Raw genomic sequence first — 18,060 nt, forward strand, 5'->3', positions numbered from 1 at the left:
CCGAATTTCTTCGCACATACAGTTGCAATTGCAGCTGTTAAAGTTGTTTTACCATGGTCAACGTGACCGATTGTGCCCACGTTAACGTGTGGCTTATTACGTTCAAACTTAGCCTTAGCCATGAGATCTTCCTTTTTAAACTACTCATGCAGGATCACTGCATGAGCACTTGGTTTTTAACTATGAATTAGTTTGGGCTTATAGTAATCGAAAGATTACTCGTCGTCACCTTTTTTACCGCCAGACTGGAATTTAGAAATGATGCCTTCAGCCACGTTACGTGGAGTTTCAGCATATTTAGCAAATTCCATAGAGTATGTTGCACGGCCTTGAGACATAGAACGCATTTGAGTCGCGTAACCAAACATCTCTGCAAGTGGAACTTCAGCTTTAATTGCTTTAGTACCGCCAGGCAAGTCATCCATACCTTGAACCATACCACGACGACGGTTTAAGTCACCCATGATATCGCCCATGTAGTCTTCTGGAGTTTCTACTTCAACTTTCATGATCGGTTCAAGCAAGATAGGATCTGCTTTCATGAAACCGTCACGGAATGCGTAAGAACCTGCCATCTTGAACGATAATTCGTCCGAATCGACATCGTGGTAAGAACCGTCAAACAATGTAGCCTTGATGCCTACAACTGGGTAACCAGCAAGGACACCATTCTTCATACGCTCTTGGATACCTTTATCCACAGCACCGAAGAATTCTTTAGGAACTACACCACCAACAACTTCTTCAGCGAACTCGTAGTCTTTACCAGCATCAGCATCCATTGGCTCTAAACGTACGTATACGTGACCAAATTTACCTTTACCACCAGTTTGACGAACGAATTTACCTTCTTGTTCAACTGACTTTTTGATCGTTTCACGGTAAGAAACCATTGGTTTACCAATGTTTGCTTCAACACCGAATTCACGCTTCATACGGTCAACAATAATGTCAAGGTGAAGTTCACCCATACCAGCGATGATTGTTTGACCTGACTCTTCATCAGTACGAACGCGGAATGATGGATCTTCCTTAGCCAAACGACCTAAAGCAATTGACATTTTTTCTTGGTCAGCTTTAGTTTTTGGTTCAACAGCCAATGCAATTACTGGCTCTGGGAATTCCATACGCTCAAGTGTGATGACATTTTTCTCATCACAAAGTGTATCACCTGTAGTTACGTCTTTAAGACCTACACACGCAGCGATATCACCCGCACGAATTTCTTCAACGTCTTGACGATCGTTCGCGTGCATTTGCACGATACGGCCGATACGTTCACGTTTAGATTTAACTGGGTTATAAACAGAATCACCTTGTTTAAGAACACCAGAGTAAACACGTACGAAAGTTAAGTTACCTACGAATTTATCGTTCATGATTTTGAACGCAAGTGCAGAGAACGGAGCTTCGTCAGATGCTTCACGAATCGCTTTAGTTTCAGCTTTATCGTCAAGAACACCTTCAATCGCTTTAACTTCTGTAGGCGATGGTAAGAATTCAATTACTGCGTCCAACATACGTTGAACACCTTTGTTTTTGAATGCTGTACCACAAAGCATTGGTTGAATTTGACAAGCCAAAGTTTGAACACGTAGACCATTAACGATATCTTCTTTAGAAAGATCGCCTTCTTCTAGGTATTTGTCCATTAGCTCTTCAGAAGCTTCAGCAGCAGCTTCAACCATGTTTACACGCCATTCTTCAGCAGTAGCTTGAAGTTCAGCCGGGATTTCACCGTATTCAAACTTCATACCTTGTGAAGCTTCGTCCCAAATGATCGCTTTCATTTCGATCAAGTCGATTACGCCTTGGAAGTTTTCTTCAGCGCCAACAGGGATTACTACAGGTACTGGAGATGCACCTAAACGTGTCTTCATTTGTTCAACAACACGGAAGAAGTTGGCACCAGTACGGTCCATCTTGTTCACGAATGCTAAACGAGGCACTTGGTATTTGTTCGCTTGACGCCATACAGTTTCAGACTGAGGTTGTACACCACCTACAGCACAGTAAACCATACACGCACCATCAAGAACACGCATAGAACGTTCAACTTCAATTGTGAAGTCAACGTGTCCCGGTGTATCAATTACGTTGATACGGTGTTCAGGGAACTGTTTAGACATACCTGACCAGAATGTAGTCGTAGCAGCAGAAGTAATGGTAATACCACGTTCTTGCTCTTGCTCCATCCAGTCCATTGTTGCTGCACCATCGTGTACTTCACCAATTTTGTGAGATACACCTGTGTAGAACAAAATACGTTCTGTAGTCGTGGTTTTACCAGCATCAATGTGCGCAGAAATACCAATGTTACGATAACGAGAAATTGGGGTTTGACGAGCCATGATTTCTTGCATTCCTAAATTTTGTTGTTTAAAACAGGCGCTTTAAGCTGACGAACAGCTTAAAGCGATTCGATGACAGTTTGGCGTAAGCCAAGCTATCACCCTCCTGAATAGGGGCTGTTTTAGTCGCTTAGAAGCGGTAGTGAGAGAATGCTTTGTTGGCTTCAGCCATACGATGCACGTCATCACGTTTTTTAACCGCTGCGCCTTTACCTTCAGCTGCATCAAGCAACTCACCAGCAAGACGTAAAGCCATAGTTTTTTCAGAACGCTTAGCAGCAGCATCTACTAACCAACGCATAGCTAGAGCAGTACGACGGGATGGGCGTACTTCCATAGGTACTTGATAAGTAGCACCACCAACACGGCGTGCTTTTACTTCAACCATAGGACGAACTTTTTCAAGAGTAGTCTCGAAAAATTCAACTGGGTCTACTTTGTTTTTTTCTTGAACGCGGTCTAAAGCACCGTAAACGATACTTTCAGCAATAGATTTTTTACCATCTTGCATTACGTGGTTCATGAATTTAGCGATTGTTTGGCTGCTGAACTTAGGATCCGGAAGGATTTCACGAGCAGCAACTACGCGACGTCTTGGCATTTTAAACTACCTATATATATGACACTTCAGGTTAATCCAGCCGTAGCACAAAGTGTCATGTGCTTTCGCTGGCCTTACTACACGTCGCTTGAATTTCACAAAATTAATGCAGAAATCAGACAAGCGAGACGATAAAGGATTGCAGTTCTAGCGAACTAAGAAGTTAATCTCGAAAGATTATTTCTTAGGACGTTTAGTACCGTATTTAGAACGAGACTGGTTACGATCTTTCACACCAGCACAGTCTAAAGAACCACGAACGGTATGGTAACGTACACCTGGTAAGTCTTTAACACGACCACCACGGATAAGAACAACACTGTGCTCTTGTAGGTTGTGGCCTTCACCACCGATGTAGCTAGAAACTTCAAAGCCAGAAGTTAAACGCACACGGCAAACTTTACGCATTGCTGAGTTAGGTTTTTTAGGTGTAGTTGTGTAAACACGTGTACAAACACCACGACGTTGTGGACAAGCCTTCAACGCAGGAACTTTAGATTTTTCAACTAAAGTCGTACGACCCTTACGGATCAACTGATTTGTTGTTGCCATTTGGCAATTCTCCCGTTAATAAAAAACCCAAAAAAAGACGACTTTTTGAGGGCATGCAATTGTAAGCTAAGACGTAAAAATGGTCAACATTTCAAACTACATGTAATGTTGACCAAATCAGGGCTTTTACAAATTTCTATCTATTTTAAAGGGTTTATTTTTTACTTGGTGCATTTCGTCTTTTTGTAACCTTTTTTTCCGTCGGCTCTACCGCAGATTTTGCTGTGACTTTTGAAGCAGTATTAAGTTCATTTGGTGCTAAAGACTCATTATTATTCTGTGTAGCCTCCTCAGCCTCATCCACTGGATATAAATCTGCAAGATCTTCTTCCACGTGTAGGGCTGGTTGCTGCGGTGCGACAGCATCATGGGGTTCAACCATTTGATCTGCGAGCTGTTCCAGCCCTTGTTGAACACGTTCTTCGGTTGCGACAGGCTCTGTGACTTTGTCGGACTTTTTCTGAACTTTTACTTTAGCAATACTTTGATGACCATTTAACTCTACTTCAGCTCCAAGCTTCAAATCTGGGCTATAGGTCTCTGATGTACTGCGCTGTGACAGCAGTCTTGGCGAGGCTTTCACCAAAAGCTCAAGTGAGCGTTCATATGCAGTTAAAGCACTCAGGCTGGTATCTTTTTGTTGAATGATATATTGACGGGCTTGTGAAAAAACCAGTTGTGCTTTTTGGTGTACATCATCAACAAGGCGCCAACTATAAGCTGCACTCACCCCTGCACTGGCAATTGGTGTGAGTTTTGCTAACTTATTCAGTAGCGATAGGTTAACAATCGACTGCCCCCATTTCAGCTGACCATCGGCATTGGTCAACCATTTCTTTAAGGCTTCAATATCATTGCTTGAACCTAAAAGCTGTTGTAACTGAGAGACATCATGGGTTTGCAAGGTACTTGAAATGGCTTTTATCGCCATCAACAAAGTTTGTTTTTCCGCAATCAGCCCAAGATCAATCTGTTTAAAAATAAACTGTACGATGTCTTGATCGGATTCTTTACTTAAGTCAAAACCATAAGAACGCCCCACTTGGTAGATCATACGTAACGACATCACTAAAGAAGCAGGGACATCTACGGTTGAACCCACAAAGCCCGTTGCTCCAGTCAGTGCGCCCTGAAGAATAGCAATGATCTTATTTTGTTCAGACAATGCCTGACTAATCCGTTTTGAACGGTCGACATCTTGGGTCAACATCTCTAAATCACGCACGCCCGCTTCATCTAAAACGGCATCGACCGAGCTCATACTCGAGCTAAATTGATTAAGCTGGCTAAAAAAATAATCTGCGGCTTTATCGGAAAGTTGTGGCGACACAAAATGCGCGACTCGATTTGCGTTGACATAATGACGTCCCAATAAATGCCGTGATACTGTCGGCAGATGGTCTCTTAAGACTTGCTGCGGATTTTCATAACGCTTATTTTTCGATTTTGTTTTTGTGCTTGCACTATCACCAGTTGTAGCATTGGTCAGTGCTGAGACCGTATCTGGGCTCACTTGGTTTAATATGTTTAAACCTGTATGGCTGAGCTTTTTAGCCACTCCGAAGGCATTTGAAAAGAAACCACTGCGCTGTTTATTGTTTGAATCCGCCATTCCGTACCCCGTGCTTTATAATCTTTCATTTCTAGCTAAATACTAGGTGTAGTACGCATTTATCTCAATAAGAATATGTGTCTTTTAGTAAAGTTGAAATGCCCTGCTCCCGATTTTAAGACAAGTCAAATTGGCATAGGATTTGCCATAAGAATTAAAAATTCTTTCTGCTATTATGATCTGCATTGAAAACATAAGAGTTGCAATTGGCTTAGAAATAAATTGTTGATTCATCTTTAAGCGTAACTCTGCAAAACCACCATATAAGGGATCTTTAAATGAAACGTGTAGTAATCACTGGCATGGGTATCAACTCATGTATCGGTAATACTTTGGAAGAAGTTACTCATGCATTACAAAACGGGATTTCTGGGACACGTTTTAACCCAACCTATGCTGAACTCAATTTTAAAAGTCATATCAGCGCTGCTGCTGAACAAGACTTTGATGGTATCGACCGTAAGCTAAAACGCTTTATGGGTGTTTGTGCCATGTATGCATACAATGCTGCAGTTGCTGCGGTTGAAAATGCAGGCTTAACAGCAGAGCAAATTGGTGGCAACCCACGCTATGGTATCGCGGGCGGTTCAGGTGGTGGTTCAACTGCGTCTGTAGTTGAAATGAAAGAATTGTTAGACACCAAAGGCGCACGTAAAGTTGGTCCGTTCTTCGTACCACGTAATATGTCGAACACAATTACAGCAAACGTTGGCGTTGCTTTTAAAATGCAAGGTGTTGCACACACCATTACTAGCGCATGCGCAACGTCTGCTGATGCCATTGGTTATGCCTATAACCTGATTCAATTGGGCAAGCAAGACTTAATGCTTGCAGGCGGTGGTGAAGAAGATCACTGGTCTCAAAGCCTGTTATTTGATGCAATGGGTGCACTGTGCTCAAAATACAATGACACACCAGAAACAGCGTCTCGTCCTTACTCTGCTGACCGTGACGGTTTCGTGATTGCTGGCGGTGGCGGTTTTGTAGTGCTTGAGTCTTTAGAACATGCGCAAGCACGTGGTGCCAACATTTTGGCTGAAGTTGTAGGCTATGCTGCAAACTCTGACGGTGCAGACATGGTTGCGCCATCGGGTGAAGGGGCGACACGTTGTGTACTGATGGCACTTGAAGAAGCAAAACAACACGGCGTAGACAAAATTGACTATGTGAATACGCACGGTACGTCGACGCCTGCTGGTGACATCACTGAATTGAAAGCAATGGAACGTGCATTTGGCGAAGGTCAAGTTCCTCCACTCAGCTCGACCAAATCAATGACAGGTCATAGCTTGGGTGCTGCTGGCGTACAAGAAGCAATCTACTCTGTCCTAATGATGCAAAATGACTTTATTGCACCAAACATCAACGTGACTGAACTGGATGAAGGCGCAAAACCATTTGATATCGTGCTTGAAAAACGTGACGCAAAATTGAATACTGTGATGAGTAACAGTTTCGGTTTTGGCGGCGTAAATGCATGTCTCATTTTCAAAAAGTGGGAAGGCTAAGCCGCCCATTTTAGGGTGACTTGATGGATGCTCCTTCTGATGCTTTCTTGTGGGTAAAAGCATTACATATTATTGCCGTGGTGTGTTGGTTCGCTGCATTGTTCTACTTACCACGGCTCTATGTTTACCATGCCATGAGTGATGATGCCGTCAGTCATCAACGTTTTGAGGTCATGGAACGCAAGTTGTACCGTGGCATTATGTGGCCGTCGATGATTGCAACTCTGATCACGGCACATTTCTTGGTGGATTGGGGTGATGCAACGCGCCACTACCATGAAGCCCTGTGGTTCTACCTCAAAGTTGGTTTGGTTGGACTGTTAGTGATTTATCACTTTGTCTGCGGTTATTACCGTAAGAAATTGATTGGTCATGCGCACTACAAGTCACACAAATTTTGGCGCTTCTTTAATGAAATGCCGACCCTCATTTTATTTGCTGTGGTGATTTTAGTCGTGGTGAAACCGACATTTTAAAATCCCACACTTAAAAAGCCCCGATTGATTCGGGGCTTTTTAATGTCTGTACAAAATCAACAGCACAGTTCAAGATCAGTATTACGAACGTATCCAAGATTGACGAATTTTTAAATTGAGTGGGGTCGAATAATATTTCTCAATCACCCAACTCAAAATAAACACTGCGATAAAATAAACAGGCAACAACATCAACTTTTCAGCCGCTAAAGTGTCTTTTGGGAAATACACCACTTTCATTAAGCCGAGAATAATCAAATGAAACAGATACATTTCATAGCTACGCTGTCCAATCCAGACCAAACTGCGGGCCGTGGATGAGGTAGGTTTAACTTTCGGGTCTTGGGTAAAACACAATATGAGTAACGCCGTAAGTAAAGCAAATACGCTGATGCCCCAAGTACTCACCTCTTTGATGGGTGCATAAAAATATAAAGCGGTCATCAGCAACGCTGTTACTGCAACAATCATTTTTTGATTGTAAATGGCACCTTTAAAATGTTGCGCATACATTGCGGTGAGGCAGCCAATGGCAATTCCATCGAAACTAGAAGAATAGTGATACAGATAAGCACCACTTTCCTCACCAAAATGGAGGGCACGAAAATATGGTGCATACGCGATGACAGCGAACAGAAAAACAATAAAGCCTTTGCCTCGACCCAGTGCTAAACACAGGACAGGAAATGCTAAATAGAAGACCTCTTCAACCGATAAAGACCATAATACGCCCAAGGCATAGTTCACCCAGCCGTATTCAATAATCAATAGATTCATCCAGAAACTCAAAGCTGAAAGAACAGTCACAGCATAGGACACCTCTACGCCATTGGGCGACTGATTGAGAAAGGGTTGCAACCCTAAACTTCCGAGCACACTGACCATCGCAACCAATAACACCAGACACGGCATGATGCGGGCAATACGACGGATATAAAAATCTTTCAGCTTAATCTGCGCCAAAGACCCACTACGCTGTAAGGTATGCTGGGTAATCAAAAAACCTGAAATGACAAAAAACATGGTCACACCATAGTTGCCATTTCTTGCAATCAAGGTACTTAAGCTCTCACTCCCAATGGGGATACCGAGAAAGGTATCGTGTAATTTATAAGGGATATTGAAATGGTGAATCAGCACCAACAGGATGGACACGCCACGCAGGATGTCGATTTTATAATTACGCATAAATCATTGTTAAAATTTTAAAGTGCCTCATTTAAAGTGAAATCACCTGATTTAGACAGCTTTTATATATAAAATCATACAATGATCTAACACCTAGTTAGAACCCATTGATTCAGCTCAAGCAAAAAGAAAGCCCTGCTTTTGCAGGGCTTTCTTTCAAATATCAAGAGTACAGAATGAATTTTAGTTATCCAGTTGCTGCCCTAACAAACGTTTTTTCATACGCGGTTTGTACAGCAGTTGATACGTCACGGCTAAAATAATCACCCAGAGTGGACTGATCATTAATGCACGAAGGGTATCCGCCTCTAAACTCAAAATAATCAACGTAAAGAACAAGAAGATTAAGACCACATAAGACATCCAAACACCGCCTGGCATTTTAAAGGTCGATTTTGCATGTAGCTCAGGACGCAATTTACGGTAGCGGATATAGCACACCATAATAATGCTCCAGATACTAATGAACAGAATCACACACAATGAGCTGGCTAATGTAAAGGCTTCAACCGTGTTTGGTACAAAGTACTGTAGCGCCGCACCTGCCATGATAAAAGCACATGAGAAGAATAAGCCTTTCGCTGGTACCGCACGTTTTGACAGACGCGCTAGGCTCTGTGGTGCTTGCCCTTCTCTTGCCAAACCAAACAGCATACGTGATGTAGAGAACACACCACTATTCATTGAAGACATGACTGAAGACAGCACCACCAAGTTCATAATGATAGCTGAAGTTGGGATACCCGCATGTAAAAATAGTGAAACGAACGGACTTTGATCCGCAGGAATTTGATTCCACGGCGTCACCGACATCACCACAAATAGCGACAAGACATAGAACAAAATGATACGGGTTGGAATCGCATTCACTGCTTTCGGTAAGTTCTTTTCAGGGTCTTTGGTTTCAGCAGCCATGGTTCCAATCAGCTCTACACCGACAAAGGCAAAGAGTGCAATTTGAAAACCTGCTAAAAAGCCACTGCCACCTTGAGGGAACATACCACCATGTGACCAAACATGACTGAAGCTTGCAACTGAACCGCCCGGTGCTTGGAAATGGCTAAACACCATAAAGCCACCAATCACGATCAGCCCTAAAATGGCTAAAATTTTGATTAAAGCAAACCAAAATTCAATTTCACCAAACAGTTTCACGGTCAGCAAATTTAACCCAAGGACAAACAGCACACAGCCGACACTGATTAAAGCCTGCCCCATGGGAGTAAAGGCCATGTCTGGCGGGAGCCAAAAGCCGAGATAGTTAATAATGGCGGCCAAGTCCGCAATACCGACCAAGACCCAACCGAGCCAATAGGACCAACCGATATAGTAACCCGCACCCGGCCCAATCAGATCATGAGCCATATCGATAAACGATTTATAGTGCAAATTTGACAATAAAATTTCGCCCAATGCACGCATTAGGAAAAAGAACATGGTCCCGATAATCATATAAATGATCAGAATAGAAGGACCAGCAAGAGAGATGGTTTTGCCCGAACCCATGAACAGGCCCGTACCAATCGCGCCACCAATGGCAATCAATTGCAGATGGCGGTTGGATAATTTCCGTTGTAATTCATGCGATGATGCATTTGCACCGTCAGCTTGTGGGGTAGTCGTCATAATTTAACATCCTGTTAAAGTCCTTTTTTGCGTATAAACCATGTTCATACAGTGCTCGTTATCCTAACGGGCGGCATTTATACGCTCATCAGCACTTCGGTTGAAACCCAAGCGCTGATATACACGGGGAGAGTTTAAAAATTAGTTTTGTGCAGCCGTCACTGCAATTTCGATCAACCAGTTTGGATTAACCAAATCAGCCTGAATCGTGGCACGTGAAGGCGCCACACAACCATTCATCCAATCAATCCAAATCGCATTGACTGTAGAAAAATCAGAGAGATTTTTGATGTAAAGCTGAGCAGATAACAAACGTGATTTATCTGTATTTGCCAAAGCTAAAAGCTCATCAATAGTTGCTAAAATTTCACGGGTCTGACCTGCGACATCATTGTCGGTATTTTTTGGCACTTGCCCTGACAAATACACCACTTGATTAAACACAGTGACTGCACTCATGACTTCGTTGGTGTTGAATTTTTGAATGTCTGAATGTGACATAGGTCTTTCCTTGTATGAAACTGTATAAAAATAAAATTTAATCTTGGATAAAATTGACACGTGCAGTGACAGCACACATCAGCTCATAGCCAATCGTGCCTGAACCTGCTGCGACTTCATCAATGCTGAGCACAGTGCCCTGTTTCGATGTCCCCCAAAGCACCACTTCACTGCCGACTTGGGCATTTGGGAGGTGAGATAAATCGACTGCTAACATGTCCATGCTGACACGTCCGACTAAACTACTGCGTTGTCCATCAACTAAAATAGGCGTACCTGTTGCGGTAATCCGTTGATAACCATCGGCATAACCACAAGCCACAATACCCACACGCATGTCGCTTTCAGCAATGAACTTTGAGCCATAACCGACGCTATCGCCTGCTTTTAATTGCTGAATGGCAATCAACTCGCTGCGCAAACTCATGGCAGGTTGCAAATCCCAGTCTTGAATCGAATGGCTTGGATAATCTGGAGAACTACCATAGAGCATGATGCCGCTACGGATCACATCCGACTGCAACTGTTCATGGCGGAGAATGGCTGCACTGTTACTGACTGAACGTGCACCCGGTAGATCATGGGTGATAGCATCAAATAACTGGCATTGATGCGCAATGCCGTCACGTCCGAAACGCTCACCATCGGCATCAGAAAAATGCATCATATGGGTCAAACGTTGAACTTGAGGTAAGCTGGAAAGCTGCTGCCACACTTGACGGTACTGTTCAGGACGGAAACCCAAACGATTCATGCCGCTGTTCATTTTTAAATAAACATCGAACTGTGCCTCTAAAGGAAAACGTGCTAACCATTCGAGTTGATATTCACTATGAATACTGAAGCTTAGACCCAGCTCATGGCAATCAAATAGATCTTGCTCTGAGAAAATACCTTCGAGTAACAGAACTGGACCTGTCCAGCCCAAAGCACGGATACGTTTCGCCTCTGCCAAATCAAGCAGCGCAAAACCATCAGCAGACTTGAACGCTTGATAAACGCGTTCAATCCCATGACCATAGGCATTGGCTTTGACCACCGCATAGACTTGGCTATTCGGCATTTTCGTGCGAGCAACATTTAAATTATGCTGCAGTGATTGACTATGAATCACTGCAGTAATTGGACGTGGCATTTTCTTCTTCCTTGAATCAATATGACCTAAAACGAATTAGGCTGCTGAAGGGTAACGTTGAATCGATAGACCTTCAGTACTGATGTCTGGTTGATGATTCATCACCAAGTCACTAATAAGCTTGCCTGAACCACATGCCATGGTCCAACCTAAGGTGCCATGTCCTGTATTCAAGAATAGATTTTTAAAACGAGTCGCACCAATGATTGGCGTAGAGTCTGGTGTCATTGGACGTAAACCCGTCCAGAAGCTTGCTTCAGCTAAGTTTCCACCTGGGAATAAGTCTTGAGTCACCATTTCCAAGGTCGCACGGCGGTCTTGGTTTAAACCGTGGTTGAAACCACTCAGTTCAGCCATACCACCCACACGGATACGTTGGTCAAAACGCGTAATGGCAATTTTATAAGTTTCATCAAGAACCGTAGACTGCGGTGCAAATGCAGGATCTACAATTGGGATCGTCAGTGAGTAGCCTTTGACAGGGTACACTGGCAAATTCAAATTCAATGGTTTCAAGAAATCACGTGAATAACTACCGAAAGCAAGCACATAACGGTCTGCTGTAAGCACTTGACCATCAACCACCACACCTTTGATTTCATCACCTTCAACCACTAGTTTTTCAACATTTTGGTTAAATTTAAATTCTACGCCCATGTCTTTCGCAAGATTTGCCAAAGCATTGGTAAATAAGTAACAGTCACCTGTTTCATCATTCGGTAAATGTAAACCACCAACCAGTTTGTCTTTGGCATAGGCTAAAGCTGGCTCGACTTTGGCTAAGTCATCTTTTAATAATAATTCGTAGTCGACGCCACATTCTTTTAACACTTGGATGTCACGTTGTACGGCATCCAATTGAGCTTCATTACGGAAAACCTGCAAAGTTCCTTTCGCGCGGTTTTCATAGTGAATGCCTGTTTCTTTACGCAGTTCACGTAAGCAGTCACGGCTGTATTCAGCAACACGCGTCATACGCTCTTTGTTAATAGCATAACTTTGTGGATTGCAGTTTTTCAACATTTGCGCCATCCAGTTCAACTGCCACATGCTACCATCGATGTTAATCGCTAACGGTGCATGGTGTTGGAACATCCACTTTACGGCTTTAAACGGAATACCGGGTGCAGCCCACGGTGTAGAATAACCTGGAGAGATTTGCCCTGCGTTACCAAAGCTAGTTTCTTCAGCAGGACCAGCTTGACGGTCTAAAACCGTAACGCTTGCGCCTTGTTGTGCAAGGTAATACGCACTTGCAACACCGATGACACCACTACCTAAGACAATTACACGCATGACTGATCCCTTACACACACTAGTTTATTTCACTAGTATATTTTTAGGTTAATAGTTTTTTTCACTATTTTTACTATTATAATCTAGGTAAATCGCCATTTTTGTCGCGCTAAAATTCTAAACATAGGAAATTTATAATGCGTAAATTAGATCGGATTGATCAGCAGATTTTAGACATTTTGCAGCGCGATGGACGAATTGCGATTAGTGAATTGGCCTCTCGCGTCAACCTCTCAACCACCCCCTGTTCAGAACGTGTCAAACGCTTAGAACGCGACGGTATTATCATGGGTTACTACGCACGCCTCAACCCACAACTGGTCGATCGAAACTTATTGGTGTTTTTAGAAATTAAGCTATCGGCCAAGTCTGGCGATGTGTTTGATCAAGTGGCACGTGACTTGGTCGAAATTCCTGAAGTTTTAGAATGCCATCTGATTTCAGGTGAATTCGATTATTTGGTCAAAGCCCGTTTAAAAGAAATGAGTGCTTACCGACGCCTATTGGGTGATTTACTAAAAAAACTGCCCTCTTCAGCATCATCGCACAGTTATATTGTGATGGAAGAAGTCAAAGAAAGTTTTTATTTGGACATTCGCTAACAGCTTATTAAAAATACGCATTTTAAAAATGCATTCATTTTAAATATTTAAAACCTATCGATTCCCTATTGGAAGTTCTGCACCATGTTTAACAAACTCATGTCTAGCCTTGGCTTACAAGGCATTCAAGTCGATACTCGTTTACACACCACTGCGCCACAAGCGGGTCAAGCCATTCAGGGTGAGGTTATTTTTAAAGGTGCTGCGTCTAATAAAATTATCAACGGTATTTATTTAAAGCTCATGACCACAGCCGAGGTTGAGTCAGATGATGCTGAGTACAATAGCGCGTTAAGTATTGCCGAATGGCACATTAGCGGGGCTTTTGAGTTACAAGCCCATCAGTCACATACATTTCCTTTTTCGATTCAACTACCCTTTGAAACGCCAGTTACAGATGTGCCTTGCCGCGTCAATAAAACCCGAGTGTGGTTACATACACATTTAGATGTGGACTGGGGGCTCGATGCCACTGACAAAGACTATTTACAAATTTTACCGACACCAGCTATGCAGGCGTTTATTCAAGCCATGCAGCAATGCGGTTTTCAGTTGATGAGCGTCGATGTTGAACAAGGTCAACTACGTGGCAACGGCTTCCACTCGAGCATTGGTTGTTATCAAGAACTTGAATTTAAACCTACGCAATTGTTCAACAGTATCAATGAAGTTGAAGTGTCCTTTGTGGCAGAGCAACATCAAACCCATGTACTTTTAGAAGTGGATCGTAAATTTCGTGGTGATGGCTTCAATAGCCTTAGCATTCCGCATCAACAGGCCAATCCTGCACTGTTAGTGAATGAAATTAGACGAATGTTGGGACTTTAATTTTTAATCACTGTGCACGACTGTTTCAATATAGAAAAGTCGTGCGCAATCGAAAAAGGCGTTATTTAAACCCTGTCCGAATTAAATTCTGTCTGAGTTAAATCAAGTCCAAGATATCGGCAAAGGTTTTAATTCGTGCTTTAGGTGCGGCTTCCGTCAACTCTTGATCAGAACCATAACCGTATTCCACCGCAATGGTTTCAATGCCGTTACGACGTGCACCCAAAATGTCATGCTCACGATCACCAACCATCAGACATTCTTCTGCGTTTAACTGCTCTTTTTCTAAAATATAAGCAATCAAATCTCCCTTATTGGTCCGCTCACCGTTCAGTTCACTGCCATAAGGGTGCACAAAGTATTGCAGTAAATTGAAATGCTCTAAGATTTGACGGGCATAGACTTCTGGTTTTGCTGTCGCCAAATACAAGTGATAGCCCTGCTCGATTAGTTTTTTTAAGGTCGGTTCAACATCGGCAAATAAATGGTTTTCATATAAACCTTTCACCGCAAAGCGCTCACGATAGCCCAATAAAGCTTGCTCTGCCAAAACATCGTCCACTGCAACATTTAAAATTTTTGCCAAAGACGCTTTCAGAGGTGGCCCAATAATCCAGTCAATGTTTAGATCTTCAGCAATGGGGTGTCCGACTTTGTTTAAGCCATAACGCGCACTGGCGGTAATGCCAACTTTCGGATCTGTTAAGGTTCCATCTAAATCTAGCAAAATATGTTTAATCACAGCTGATCCTTCTTGGGCTTTAAATAAAATACTATCGAGAGTTCTGCTAAAGTTGCCTATACTATCGCAAATTTTCGCAACAAGGATATTTCTGTGCGCCCAACCGTACTGTGCTTTTCTGGTTTAGACCCTTCAGGTGGTGCTGGTTTACAGGCCGATATCGAAGCGATTGGTCAAAGTGGTGCGCATGCAGCCATTGCGTGTACAGCACTCACTGTTCAAAACTCGCAACAAGTGTTTGGCTTTGAAGCGACGTCAAAAGAATTGCTGTTAGCTCAGGCACACGCTGTTGTCGGTGATTTACCGATTAAAGCCGTAAAGTCTGGCATGTTAGGCACTACAGATAATATTGCAGCACTGGCTGAGTTTCTACGTGAACATCCTGAGTACAAGTATGTGCTCGACCCTGTTTTAGTGGCAAACAGTGGCGGTTCACTGGGTGATCAAGCCACCTTGGTCAAAGCCTTTGTTGAGCTGATCCCATTGGCGGACATTATTACCCCAAATACAGTTGAATTACGGGCGTTAACAGGTCTCGATGACTTAGCTACAGCAACACAAAAACTGTTTGAAATGGGTGCCAAAGCGGTACTGGTCAAAGGTGGTCATGAAGACACACCAGACTATATTCGTAATGCCCTGTTTGTGAATGGCGAGCTCATTTCTGAAACTCGCTGCCCGCGTTTAGCAGGCGAATATCACGGTTCAGGTTGTTCGCTGGCGAGTTTTATTGCAGGTCGTCTGGCGCAAGGTGACAGTGTTAAAGTTGCAGTACATCATGCCGAAACATGGCTCTTTGGCGTATTAAAACAGGCAGAAACACCTGTTGAAGGCGGTCAAAAAATTCCAAAGCGTTTCTAAAATAGAACATCATAAAAGCATTTATGAGTTTAGCTGAATTGGTAACTGTAACTTTGTAATTACGGGTTTACCTTTCAACATAGGTGGCTGAAATTGCCACCTTTTTACTTCTGTTAAAATAAGCCATGCAACAAAATCCTGCTGTGAAGAAATAATTCTTGGTAACTGTACAAAACCCTTTTGATCCACATAAAATTCTAGCAACACCTGATCACTACTACTTTTTTTTATTGTTTCTGCGGTAAAACGCGGTAAGGGGCGATATAAAGCTTTAGGCATGTAATCTAATTGCGATGCAGGTGTGAAATGATCTTTTTTCTTAGCAATTAAATTTAATATTTCTTTTGCAGTATGACTTAACTCTGTATCTCTATCATAATGATTAAAATTATATTCCTTTGTAATCACAGCCCAACTTGGTTGATGATCCTTATAAGCAGGTGAAAATTTCCAAGATGCTAAAGAGGCTTGTGCGGCCAAGCCAAAAGTTGGCTCTGTTGCAGAAATAACCTCTGATTCAACCACTTGCCCTTCTGGGTTAATAACAATATAAACTTTAGCAGATCCTTTCTTATTTTGTTCTAATAAATCCATAGGATAAATTACAGGGGCAACAATACGCATTTGCGGAGCTTGATCATATTGTAAATATTCGGGTAACGATTTAGACGCTTTAGGCATTATAAAAGGTGCCGCATCACTCACTGATTTTCCCTGAGGAATCCCTATAAAATTCAGCTCTTGCTGAAATGTCATGTCCTCTGGCAAAGGTTGAAGTCGACTATTTAGAATTGCCCCAACTGCGACTTGTTCTAGATCAGGATGAGCCGATTGCTCCACACGTACATGTTGAACCGTACCATTAGTACTTGCCCGAACCCTCAGTACAACCTTACCGCCATTTGCGAAGCGTTCTAAATTTTTAGGGTAAACCAACTGAGGGGCTTTTATATATTGAGGAATAAAGTTTTGATGTTTTTTATCTAATTTATTTTCAAATTCAACATCATTTTTGCTATCCACATTTACCGAATCTTTGGCATATACATAATGATGCATCCCACCTGCATAGACTATACAGAATACTAAAAATTTAATAATTTTCATTGCCCCAGAAACCTTATCTCTATTTAATAATTTTCATATTTATCAATTTAAACAAATTGATCAGCTTGACCGAACACATAATGCTCTTGAGTTATATAATTTATATTCAAGAAAAAATACTTTTATAATAAACAACTTACATCACGATTAAAAAATTAAAATACGATCAATTTATTGTATCTTTCTTCTGTTCGAATTCTAACAGCACACCTTTATTATCTAGACCGCCTGCAAAGCCAACCAATTTTCCATTCGCCCCCACAACCCGATGGCACGGCGCAATAATTGAAATCGGATTTTTACCATTAGCCGCGCCCACTGCACGAACGGCTTTGACATTACCAATCTGTAGCGCAATATCTTTATAGCTTCGGGTTTCACCAAACGGAATTTGCAGTAAAGCCTGCCAAACTTGCTTCTGAAAATCTGTCCCCGCAAAATCCAAAGGCAAATCAAAACTTTGACGTTTTGCCGCAAAATACTCGCTCAACTGTTTCTCTGTTTCCAACAAAATCGGATGCTGATTGTGTTCGATCAGCTCAGCTAAACGTACCCGTTTTGGGTTTTCATTTTCCCACAATACAGCAACCAAGGCTTGATCATGTGCCACCAGTCTCAGTACCCCGACAGGAGATGGCATATATTTAAAAAATAAGCGCATGGTTCACCACAAAAATTGTCTATGTATACAACATTATGACGATGAAAGTTTCATCAGTACAAGCCCAGAAATAATTAAAACCGCTGCGAGCATCCGCATGGCATTAGCTGGTTCACCAAAAATCAAAATACCAACCAAAAATGAACCAATCGCGCCGATCCCTGTCCAAACGGTATAGGCAGTGCCCAAAGGTAAGGTCTTCATGGCATAAGACAGCAGCGCAAAACTGGCCACCATAAATACAAGAGTCAAAATACTCGGCGTCAGTTTAGTAAAACCATCCGATACTTTCATCGCATAGGCCCAAACCACTTCGAGCAAACCTGCAACAATTAAAATCACCCATGCCATAAGCAACACACCTTTTATTCAGAGCAGAAACAACAAAGCTTCAAACGAAGGATCGTTTGAAG

The 18,060-nt window shown here is 42.4% G+C and carries 19 protein-coding genes; 5 read left to right on the forward strand and 14 right to left on the reverse strand.

Annotation, left to right across the window (positions count from 1 at the left end; genetic code table 11):
• The 5 genes from KVY11_RS15645 to KVY11_RS15665 form a co-directional block, all read right to left on the reverse strand.
• The coding region (locus tag KVY11_RS15645; RefSeq protein WP_228151030.1) for a GTP-binding protein at positions 1 to 122 on the reverse strand (122 nt) is incomplete at its 3' end.
• 93 nt (positions 123 to 215) lie between these two features.
• Positions 216 to 2,351, reverse strand: a complete 2,136-nt coding sequence (fusA, locus tag KVY11_RS15650) for an elongation factor G (protein ID WP_010326001.1) — start codon at positions 2,349 to 2,351, stop codon at positions 216 to 218.
• A gap of 130 nt (positions 2,352 to 2,481) precedes the next feature.
• Positions 2,482 to 2,952: a 30S ribosomal protein S7 gene (gene rpsG, locus KVY11_RS15655; RefSeq protein WP_004694929.1), complete on the reverse strand. Its 471-nt coding sequence runs from the start codon at positions 2,950 to 2,952 to the stop codon at positions 2,482 to 2,484.
• Between the two features lie 177 nt (positions 2,953 to 3,129).
• Positions 3,130 to 3,504: a 30S ribosomal protein S12 gene (rpsL, locus tag KVY11_RS15660; protein ID WP_002050319.1), complete on the reverse strand. Its 375-nt coding sequence runs from the start codon at positions 3,502 to 3,504 to the stop codon at positions 3,130 to 3,132.
• A gap of 154 nt (positions 3,505 to 3,658) precedes the next feature.
• Positions 3,659 to 5,116 carry an EcsC family protein gene (locus KVY11_RS15665; RefSeq protein ID WP_218289463.1) on the reverse strand — a complete coding sequence of 486 codons (1,458 nt, stop codon included), beginning with the start codon at positions 5,114 to 5,116 and terminating at the stop codon, positions 3,659 to 3,661.
• 278 nt (positions 5,117 to 5,394) lie between these two features.
• Here KVY11_RS15665 and KVY11_RS15670 point away from each other — a divergent pair, with 278 nt between their 5' ends.
• Together KVY11_RS15670 and KVY11_RS15675 are read left to right on the forward strand one after the other, a co-directional pair.
• A complete protein-coding gene (locus tag KVY11_RS15670) occupies positions 5,395 to 6,624 on the forward strand; it encodes a beta-ketoacyl synthase N-terminal-like domain-containing protein (RefSeq protein WP_004694933.1) in 1,230 nt (409 codons plus the stop codon).
• A 23-nt stretch (positions 6,625 to 6,647) separates the two neighbouring features.
• A complete protein-coding gene (locus KVY11_RS15675; RefSeq protein WP_005011820.1) occupies positions 6,648 to 7,100 on the forward strand; it encodes a CopD family protein in 453 nt (150 codons plus the stop codon).
• 81 nt (positions 7,101 to 7,181) lie between these two features.
• Here KVY11_RS15675 and KVY11_RS15680 read toward each other — a convergent pair whose 3' ends face one another.
• The 5 genes from KVY11_RS15680 to KVY11_RS15700 all read right to left on the reverse strand — a co-directional run bounded on the left by KVY11_RS15680 (position 7,182) and on the right by KVY11_RS15700 (position 12,846).
• Positions 7,182 to 8,288, reverse strand: a complete 1,107-nt coding sequence (locus tag KVY11_RS15680; protein ID WP_218289464.1) for an acyltransferase — start codon at positions 8,286 to 8,288, stop codon at positions 7,182 to 7,184.
• A gap of 183 nt (positions 8,289 to 8,471) precedes the next feature.
• A complete protein-coding gene (locus tag KVY11_RS15685) occupies positions 8,472 to 9,914 on the reverse strand; it encodes an amino acid permease (RefSeq protein ID WP_004984251.1) in 1,443 nt (480 codons plus the stop codon).
• 141 nt (positions 9,915 to 10,055) lie between these two features.
• The gene (locus tag KVY11_RS15690; RefSeq protein WP_004694941.1) at positions 10,056 to 10,415 is read right to left on the reverse strand and encodes a RidA family protein; all 360 of its coding nucleotides are present in this window, start codon (positions 10,413 to 10,415) and stop codon (positions 10,056 to 10,058) included.
• 37 nt (positions 10,416 to 10,452) lie between these two features.
• A complete protein-coding gene (gene alr / locus KVY11_RS15695) occupies positions 10,453 to 11,550 on the reverse strand; it encodes an alanine racemase (RefSeq protein ID WP_218289465.1) in 1,098 nt (365 codons plus the stop codon).
• Positions 11,551 to 11,586: 36 nt separating this feature from the next.
• Complete coding sequence (locus tag KVY11_RS15700) at positions 11,587 to 12,846, reverse strand: D-amino acid dehydrogenase (protein WP_004694945.1); 1,260 nt, start codon at positions 12,844 to 12,846, stop codon at positions 11,587 to 11,589.
• A 137-nt stretch (positions 12,847 to 12,983) separates the two neighbouring features.
• Here KVY11_RS15700 and KVY11_RS15705 point away from each other — a divergent pair, with 137 nt between their 5' ends.
• Both KVY11_RS15705 and KVY11_RS15710 read left to right on the forward strand, forming a co-directional pair.
• Positions 12,984 to 13,448, forward strand: a complete 465-nt coding sequence (locus KVY11_RS15705) for an Lrp/AsnC ligand binding domain-containing protein (protein WP_004694947.1) — start codon at positions 12,984 to 12,986, stop codon at positions 13,446 to 13,448.
• Positions 13,449 to 13,532: 84 nt separating this feature from the next.
• Positions 13,533 to 14,276, forward strand: coding sequence for a sporulation protein (locus KVY11_RS15710; RefSeq protein ID WP_218289466.1), 744 nt, complete (start codon positions 13,533 to 13,535; stop codon positions 14,274 to 14,276).
• Positions 14,277 to 14,373: 97 nt separating this feature from the next.
• Here KVY11_RS15710 and KVY11_RS15715 read toward each other — a convergent pair whose 3' ends face one another.
• Positions 14,374 to 15,018: an HAD-IA family hydrolase gene (locus KVY11_RS15715; RefSeq protein WP_218289467.1), complete on the reverse strand. Its 645-nt coding sequence runs from the start codon at positions 15,016 to 15,018 to the stop codon at positions 14,374 to 14,376.
• A 93-nt stretch (positions 15,019 to 15,111) separates the two neighbouring features.
• Here KVY11_RS15715 and KVY11_RS15720 point away from each other — a divergent pair, with 93 nt between their 5' ends.
• Positions 15,112 to 15,879, forward strand: a complete 768-nt coding sequence (locus KVY11_RS15720) for a hydroxymethylpyrimidine/phosphomethylpyrimidine kinase (RefSeq protein WP_183175853.1) — start codon at positions 15,112 to 15,114, stop codon at positions 15,877 to 15,879.
• A 21-nt stretch (positions 15,880 to 15,900) separates the two neighbouring features.
• Here the strand turns inward: KVY11_RS15720 and KVY11_RS15725 are convergent, their stop codons facing one another.
• The 3 genes from KVY11_RS15725 to sugE form a co-directional block, all read right to left on the reverse strand.
• The gene (locus KVY11_RS15725; RefSeq protein ID WP_218289468.1) at positions 15,901 to 16,986 is read right to left on the reverse strand and encodes an energy transducer TonB; all 1,086 of its coding nucleotides are present in this window, start codon (positions 16,984 to 16,986) and stop codon (positions 15,901 to 15,903) included.
• A 166-nt stretch (positions 16,987 to 17,152) separates the two neighbouring features.
• Complete coding sequence (locus tag KVY11_RS15730; protein ID WP_218289469.1) at positions 17,153 to 17,647, reverse strand: methylated-DNA--[protein]-cysteine S-methyltransferase; 495 nt, start codon at positions 17,645 to 17,647, stop codon at positions 17,153 to 17,155.
• Between the two features lie 33 nt (positions 17,648 to 17,680).
• Positions 17,681 to 17,998, reverse strand: a complete 318-nt coding sequence (gene sugE, locus KVY11_RS15735) for a quaternary ammonium compound efflux SMR transporter SugE (RefSeq protein WP_218289470.1) — start codon at positions 17,996 to 17,998, stop codon at positions 17,681 to 17,683.
• Positions 17,999 to 18,060: the final 62 nt, after the last annotated feature.

The organism is Acinetobacter sp. CWB-G5, from assembly GCF_019209785.1.
Classification (GTDB): Bacteria; Pseudomonadota; Gammaproteobacteria; order Pseudomonadales; family Moraxellaceae; genus Acinetobacter; species Acinetobacter johnsonii.

Excerpts from the sequence above, each read along its gene's own strand:
- fusA (WP_010326001.1), bottom strand. The coding sequence starts at position 2,351 with ATGGCTCGTCAAACCCCAATTTCTCGTTATCGTAACATTGGTATTTCT.
- rpsG (WP_004694929.1), bottom strand. The coding sequence starts at position 2,952 with ATGCCAAGACGTCGCGTAGTTGCTGCTCGTGAAATCCTTCCGGATCCT.
- rpsL (WP_002050319.1), bottom strand. The coding sequence starts at position 3,504 with ATGGCAACAACAAATCAGTTGATCCGTAAGGGTCGTACGACTTTAGTT.
- KVY11_RS15665 (WP_218289463.1), bottom strand. The coding sequence starts at position 5,116 with ATGGCGGATTCAAACAATAAACAGCGCAGTGGTTTCTTTTCAAATGCC.
- KVY11_RS15670 (WP_004694933.1), top strand. The coding sequence starts at position 5,395 with ATGAAACGTGTAGTAATCACTGGCATGGGTATCAACTCATGTATCGGT.
- KVY11_RS15675 (WP_005011820.1), top strand. The coding sequence starts at position 6,648 with ATGGATGCTCCTTCTGATGCTTTCTTGTGGGTAAAAGCATTACATATT.
- KVY11_RS15680 (WP_218289464.1), bottom strand. The coding sequence starts at position 8,288 with ATGCGTAATTATAAAATCGACATCCTGCGTGGCGTGTCCATCCTGTTG.
- KVY11_RS15685 (WP_004984251.1), bottom strand. The coding sequence starts at position 9,914 with ATGACGACTACCCCACAAGCTGACGGTGCAAATGCATCATCGCATGAA.
- KVY11_RS15690 (WP_004694941.1), bottom strand. The coding sequence starts at position 10,415 with ATGTCACATTCAGACATTCAAAAATTCAACACCAACGAAGTCATGAGT.
- alr (WP_218289465.1), bottom strand. The coding sequence starts at position 11,550 with ATGCCACGTCCAATTACTGCAGTGATTCATAGTCAATCACTGCAGCAT.
- KVY11_RS15700 (WP_004694945.1), bottom strand. The coding sequence starts at position 12,846 with ATGCGTGTAATTGTCTTAGGTAGTGGTGTCATCGGTGTTGCAAGTGCG.
- KVY11_RS15705 (WP_004694947.1), top strand. The coding sequence starts at position 12,984 with ATGCGTAAATTAGATCGGATTGATCAGCAGATTTTAGACATTTTGCAG.
- KVY11_RS15710 (WP_218289466.1), top strand. The coding sequence starts at position 13,533 with ATGTTTAACAAACTCATGTCTAGCCTTGGCTTACAAGGCATTCAAGTC.
- KVY11_RS15725 (WP_218289468.1), bottom strand. The coding sequence starts at position 16,986 with ATGAAAATTATTAAATTTTTAGTATTCTGTATAGTCTATGCAGGTGGG.
- KVY11_RS15730 (WP_218289469.1), bottom strand. The coding sequence starts at position 17,647 with ATGCGCTTATTTTTTAAATATATGCCATCTCCTGTCGGGGTACTGAGA.
- sugE (WP_218289470.1), bottom strand. The coding sequence starts at position 17,998 with ATGGCATGGGTGATTTTAATTGTTGCAGGTTTGCTCGAAGTGGTTTGG.